Genomic DNA, 6220 nt, shown 5'->3' on the forward strand with positions numbered 1-6220 from the left:
GCCGGAAGCCCGTCGCGGGCAGGACACAGCATGGCGTGCGGCAGGCGGCACCAGCCACTGCCGTCGCCCGCCGGATGAGCGACACCTGAACTGACGTGCCAATGGCAAGTAGCAGGCACCTTCGCCGCAGGCAGCTCGTGAGGATGCAGGCGGACGGGTCGCTCGTTGGTGCGGTGGTACCACTCGATGCGGTTGCCGCAATCACGGCAGCGGTCACTCTGACCGCATCGCAGCAGACGACTGGCGCTGTCGCCGCTTACGCGTAGGGAACGCCTCACGCGGACATGGGCGAGACTGCCATCCCAACGACGTGAAGAAGGGGGTGTGGAGCGCATGCGGGCGAACCTGCCAGCCAACGCGCCGTTCCAGTGGCGTCGCTACCGCAGGCGTCCCCCGGACTGCCGCATCCGGTGAGACTGACTTTCGGAAATGCGATCGCACGTTCGTGTCGGGTCACCGGATCGGGCGGTTGGCGATTGCCCCCGGAGAGCTGTCAGCCGTCGGCCTTTTCGGGGTGCTCGTGCCCGTTGCACAAGGCGGCGAAGAGCTCGTCGAGCGGGGTGCTCAGGGCGTGTGCGAGAGCGCGCCAGGTTTTCACCGTCCCGATCGTGCGGCCCTGCTCAATCTCGATAAGAGTCCGTCTGGCGAGGCCACTACGGGCGGCGAGCTCGTCATGGCTCCACCCTCGGGCCGCCCGCAGGCGCGCGAGCTCCAGGCGGAGTGCCTCGAAGTCCGGGTCGGGCGGAAAGATCGTCACCTGACCATCCGAAGGTGCAGACCCCTGCCCTGTCAGTGCAGACCTCTGCCCTATTTCCCCAGGTGGTGGCGCAGGCAAGGGGGCAGAGGTCTGCACTACCGTGTGCGGCCGTCGCTCTCTCCTGAGCGGACAACGGTGCGGGATGGGATGGGAAGGAGCGCGCGCCTTATGAGGTTCCGCACAACATGCCCCACAGCACGGCGTGCCTGGACTGTGGAGTTGCAGCCCGGCTCTGGCGGGCCGCAGCTCGTGTGTCAGCAGTGCGACCATCGGGGCGTGCTGCTCGCTGCCGTATCCGCGCGCACCGCGGCGCTCGAGCATCTGGCCGGACATGCCCGGCGCGACGTTCTGCCGTCGTACATGCGCACCTGTCAGTGTCATGAGCGAGGCTGTCACTGGCACCCTCGCCACCGCGGCTGTGCTGGTCTTATTCGTCTGCTTCTCGCTCGAGACCAGGGCGGACGACTCTGGCGACTTGCCGATGCCTGCGCGGCTTGTGCATTGGTGACGGCGCAGGCCGCTGTGGTTCCGGAAACTTTCCTGCGTGCGGTCGTGACACCGTCGGGCAGCGCCTCGCGGCGTCGCAGGCGACGACCCAAAGGGCCGGGCGACCAGATTCGGGTGCGGGAGATGCTCAGCTACCTGACCTCAGCCCTGCCGGACTACACCGGGGCTGCAGCCCGGCTGCTCGCCGTGCAGTGTGCACTGCGTATGGACTCCGGAGGGGAGGTCCGGGTGCCGACTGGGGTTCTGCGTAGTCTTCGCCTCGGGCGCGATTCGCTCCCGTGGTGCGAGCTGGAGCAGGCGCGGTGGCTCCGCCGAACGCCCGGCTGCCTCGGGCCTTGCCGACAGAGTGGTGGTCGCCCAGATTTTCGACGGCGGGATGTCTACTCAGAGTCCCGCACGTCCAGACCGCAGGAGCGCTGCTGACTGGGCGCTGCGTACGGCGAGGGGTGACTGTGCGGGCGCCGGTGACCACTCTCTGCGGCTGGCAGTTCTCTGTCTTGAGGCGCATACGGACCTTACGTCCAGTCGCGGGTGTGCTGAGACGGACCGGATCGCGCGTGAGTGTGGACTCGTTCCTGCGGCTTTGTTCCCAGTGCTCGACCGGTTGGCGGCATCTTTCGTCTCCTGGAGCGTGGTCCTTGCCACAGGGGATCTGTGCTGGGAGCTGCGCCGAAAGGCGATCGGTGTCAGCGGGCGGTCGATCGATCTGACGCCGACGTGATCCCCGAGAGCTGAGCGACCGACCTACGACTCGACCCGTTTGACAGCGGCCACCAGAAATTCCCCATGTACGGCCAGTTGCGGGTGTAACCGAGGGTGACCATTGTCGGCTCGACGGCATTAGCCGTGGGCTCGTGGCCGATTGTTCGGCCGGCGCCTTCCGGCCCAAGTCAGTGCATCCTCGGCCTGGGCAGCCAGCGTGGTGACGAGGTCGGCAGCGGAAGGCAGATCGGTGATGAGGTCGACGCCCTCGCCCGCCCAGACCGGCAGGGGTGGAATCACTCCTCGTGCCACGTCGTCCTGGTAATCCTGACGGGCCTGGGAATCGCTGGCCAGCTCGGCCTCCCGACCACGCCATCGGTCGAGATAGGGGTGGGCGAGAGTACGGGCGGTGTACTTCTCGGTCGGCCAGCTCGCGCCGCGGGCGATGTCCAACACGCTGTTGCGTTCGGTGTCTTGTCCGCGCCCCTCGAGGATGGCCTTGCTGATGGAGGGGTCGACCAGGGCTTCGGCCGTGGCCTGGAAGCGGGTGCCGATGAGAGCTCCGGCGGCACCCAGGACCAGGGCTGCGGCGACGCCGCGGCCGTCGGCGATCCCGCCGGCTGCCAGGACCGGTACCGGTGCCGCAAGGTCCACCAAGAGCGGCACGAATGGCAGTGTGGAGCGCCCGCGGCGGGCGCCGTGGCCACCGCTCTCGGTTCCCTGCGCCACGATGACGTCGGCGCCCACGTCCACGGCCTGCTTGGCCTCGTCCAGATCGGTGACCTGAACGATCAGAACCGCGTCCGACCGGCGGATCCGATCGACGAACGGGCTCGGGTCACCGAAGGACAACATCACCGCCGCGGGATGGAACTCCAGCGCCTGCTCCACCGCGCCGACATCGACCGCCCAGGTCAGAAAGCCGACACCCCACGGCTGGTCGGTGCCCGCGACGATCGGCAGCTCTCGCTCCAGCCAAGCCCGGTCCCCGTACGCACCGCCCAGCAACCCGAGGCCGCCTGCTCGGGAGACGGCCGCTGCCAGTGCGCCTCCGGCCGAACCGCCCATCGGTGCCAGCACAATCGGGTGCCGCACGCCCAACAACTCCGTGAACTCCGTCGACAACGCCATGGCCACATCATTGCTCCCGCACCAACGGCCATGACCTGGGTCGAGGCAACGCGCCTTCGCGAGAGCACCACTCCGAGCCGTCAGCCTGCCGACGACTACGTGTTGTGACATCCACGGCCAGATAACTCCCCACTAACTGGCCGCGAGCGGGGAATCCGAACTGGCCACCAACACCCGTTACGGAACGCGTCGTTCGTCCTGCAAGCCGTTGCCGTTCACCGTGAGTCGCTGAATGCGCGGTTCGAGGAGCGTCATGGTTGAGGTTTTCCCCCAACTGCTCTGCCTGGTTGGGGAGGTGGCAGGGAGCCGTCTGTTTCGGCGGCGCTCACCTTGCGCCTTGCAGTGGCTCCTCGGCGTCGGCCAGGGCGAGGGTGTTGGCCGAGCGTGCTCGCGGCCACGATCCCCGTCCGGTCGTCCCCGCGGAACCGGCAGCGCATCTGATTGCCGACGTCGTGCTGGAGCGGGACTGCCTCGACCCGGCTCGGCATCACCGTGCAGTTCTGGGACTCGCCGACCAGATCGGCCAACGCCTGCGCGGCGAAAGTCAGATCGCGAGCCGACTCACCCTCACGGTGCGGTATGCCGACCGCAGCTCCACCACACGTACCCGCACCCTGCCAGAACCCACCAACCACTCACCCGCCCTCGCCACGGACGCGCTGAGCCTGCTGGCCGGTCTCGGATTGCAGCGAGCCAGAGTACGCGCCTTCGTGATCCGCGCAGACAACCTGCTGCCAGCCAATAGGGCCTACCGGCAGCTCTCTTCGGACCCCGGCGATGCCCGCGCCCGCGCAGCTGAAGCCGCCGCAGACCGCGCCCGTCGAGTCGGCTTCGCCGGAGTCCGCGCTGCCTCCTTCGGCGTCGGCCGTCAGTGCGACGGCGGCGAGCCTGGTTTGGTGGGGCGCTGCTGCACGGGTTCCTGGCGATTGCCGCCGAGAAGAGGCGGGGTGGATGAGGGTACGGGTGTCACCAGTAGACCGCCTGGCCCGTGAAGGTTTGGATCTTGGTCTCCAGTCGGCATCCGCCGCCACTGAACCGCGATCGCCAAGGTCTGACACATCTCTTCAAGACTATACATCCCGTATAGTCACTGCTAGCGTTCTTGTTTATGACGAAGGAGTCTCTCGAAGGCCTGTTTGGCTTGCCCGCTGGTGCCTGCTGCAGTCCTGTCGAAACAAGTGCTGAGGTGGGCGGGCGTGCCAGATGGTCTGGGAAGGACAACTGCGTGCACTGATCTCCTGCGTGGTGTACGTGTGCGGGCCCATACCCTCGCCGTTCCGGGGGTGCTGGCCGTTGAAACGGTGGCGGCCACCGAGGCGTTGGCCTCAAGTCATCGCCGGGGTGGTTGGTCCCTGAGGTCGGCTCGGTGCGGTGACAGCCCGCCGGGTCGGCCCGGACCGAGCGCGAGCTAGCCGCTGGTGCGTCCCGCCCCCCTGGGCTCGTGGCTCGGTTGCGGTACCCAGGACATGCGGAAGAGGCCCCCTCCGCAGGACTTTCGAAATGGACTTCCCTGCACGATCTCCAACTACCGTTGCCGGGTGGTTGAGCAGTGCGCCCACAAGGTGGCGAAGAAGAGAAATCGTGTGAACGAACAACGGGATTGTTCGAGTTATCGCACTCATGGAGCCGAGGCCAAGCTTGGTTGTTTGGCCAAGTTGCTGAAGGGATCGCCAAGTGTACATCGACGCCGAGAATCTCACCGCTGAATCAGCGTACAAGCTGCTGATCGGCAGCGTCATCCCCAGGCCCATCGCTTGGGTCAGCACCCTGTCGACCGACGGGATTGGGAATTTGGCACCGATCTCGTTCTTTACTGTGGTGGGGCGCAAGCCGCCTATGGTCTCATTGTCCATCCAGCCCCGGTCCGATGGCGTCACGCTCAAGGACAGCTTTGTCAATATGCGCGACACCGGGGAATTCGTGACTCACCTGGCCACGCTGCCGCAGGCGCTGCCTCTGCATCTCAGCGCGAATGAGTTCGAACCCGACGAGGACGAGTTCGACATGGTTGGGCTGGAGAAGCTGCCGAGTGCTGCCGTGAAGCCGCCGCGTATTGCGGGTGCGCCGATCGCGTTCGAGTGCACCGTCGAGATGATCGTCCCCGCGCCGGACGGGCTCAACCACCTTGTGCTCGGGCGGGTCGTGCAGTTCTACATCCGCGACGACCTCTACCTGCCACGCGGACGGGTCGACACCGGTGCGATTGCTCCCATCGGTCGGCTGGCCGCCGAATACACAGTGGTGGACAACGCGTTCGTTCCACCGCTGGACAGGGAAACTCTTGAGCGTTTCGAAGGACGTCGGATGGAGCGGCTCGACAAGCGACCTGACGACTACTCGATGATCGAAACCTCGGAGTGGTCGCCGTCCGGATCCATCATGCGCGCGGAAGACGACGCTGGCTGATCGACTTCTCGATGGCCGCTCGCTGTGAGCAAGCGGCCCCCAGGTTCCGTGGGTGTCGCCTTGGTGATGTCAGGCGGGCGGCACGGACTCGGCACCGCGCGCCGGATTGCCGACCGCAAGGGCCGGGTGCTCTACGCGCTGCTTCCCGCGATCCTCCATGAGGACAAGGACGGCTGCGCTGCGCCGCCCGATTGGCTACGTCCTGCTCAACGGCAGCATCGGCGCCGGGGTTTGGGCGCGGAGGCCTGTCGCGACGACTCCATGCTGTGCCGGCCTGCTGCCGTAATGGCCGGGCACAAGACCGTGACCCGCCCGGCGTCCGTCAATCGTCGAGCGGACCCCTGAACCCGCTGCGAGATGTGCAAGGGCTGCTTGGCCACAAACACCGCACGCCGGTTTCTGACGAAATGATCGCCTGCCGCCGGGACCGCTCGATGTCGGCTTGCCTGGTACGGCGCGCACGGCCTCCTCGGTACCCCGCTTTCCGCAGTGACCGCGGACGAACCAGACTGAGCTAGAGACAAGAGGCAGCACATGGCACAGCCTTTGCCCGACAAATCCTCCGACCAAGACGGATCGACGAACGCGAGTACTCAGGTTGAACTCGCGGAGTCCGGTGGCCCGTGACGGTTCTTGATCGCTGCGGTACGACGTCGTCATGCGGTACGCGCATGGGGGCGGGCTGACGCCCAAGGAGCAGGAAAAGCGGGAGCGGGT

Annotated in this window: 5 protein-coding genes; 2 read left to right on the forward strand and 3 right to left on the reverse strand. The window is 66.7% G+C overall.

Features of this window, described 5'->3' with window-relative positions; translation table 11 throughout:
• The 3 genes from ACTWQJ_RS44605 to ACTWQJ_RS44615 all read right to left on the reverse strand — a co-directional run.
• On the reverse strand, positions 1 to 335 hold a 335-nt coding region (locus tag ACTWQJ_RS44605; protein WP_443312107.1), incomplete at its 3' end, for a DUF6083 domain-containing protein.
• Between the two features lie 158 nt (positions 336 to 493).
• The gene (locus tag ACTWQJ_RS44610; RefSeq protein WP_443312108.1) at positions 494 to 757 is read right to left on the reverse strand and encodes a helix-turn-helix transcriptional regulator; all 264 of its coding nucleotides are present in this window, start codon (positions 755 to 757) and stop codon (positions 494 to 496) included.
• A 1347-nt stretch (positions 758 to 2104) separates the two neighbouring features.
• On the reverse strand, positions 2105 to 3097 hold the full coding sequence (locus ACTWQJ_RS44615; protein ID WP_443312109.1) for an NAD(P)H-dependent flavin oxidoreductase: 993 nt from the start codon (positions 3095 to 3097) through the stop codon (positions 2105 to 2107).
• Positions 3098 to 3471: 374 nt separating this feature from the next.
• On the opposite strand from ACTWQJ_RS44615, the gene ACTWQJ_RS44620 reads away from it, so the two are divergent.
• Together ACTWQJ_RS44620 and ACTWQJ_RS44625 are read left to right on the forward strand one after the other, a co-directional pair.
• On the forward strand, positions 3472 to 4089 hold the full coding sequence (locus tag ACTWQJ_RS44620) for a DinB/UmuC family translesion DNA polymerase (RefSeq protein ID WP_443312110.1): 618 nt from the start codon (positions 3472 to 3474) through the stop codon (positions 4087 to 4089).
• A 682-nt stretch (positions 4090 to 4771) separates the two neighbouring features.
• Positions 4772 to 5503 (forward strand): flavin reductase family protein, encoded by a 732-nt coding sequence (locus ACTWQJ_RS44625; RefSeq protein ID WP_443312111.1) that lies wholly within the window; start codon positions 4772 to 4774, stop codon positions 5501 to 5503.
• Positions 5504 to 6220: the final 717 nt, after the last annotated feature.

Source organism: Streptomyces sp. KR55, assembly GCF_052245645.1.
Classification (GTDB): domain Bacteria; phylum Actinomycetota; class Actinomycetes; order Streptomycetales; family Streptomycetaceae; genus Streptomyces; species Streptomyces flavusporus.

Bases quoted from the DNA above. Each gene is read 5' to 3' on its own strand.
- ACTWQJ_RS44615 (WP_443312109.1), bottom strand. From the start codon at position 3,097: ATGGCGTTGTCGACGGAGTTCACGGAGTTGTTGGGCGTGCGGCACCCG.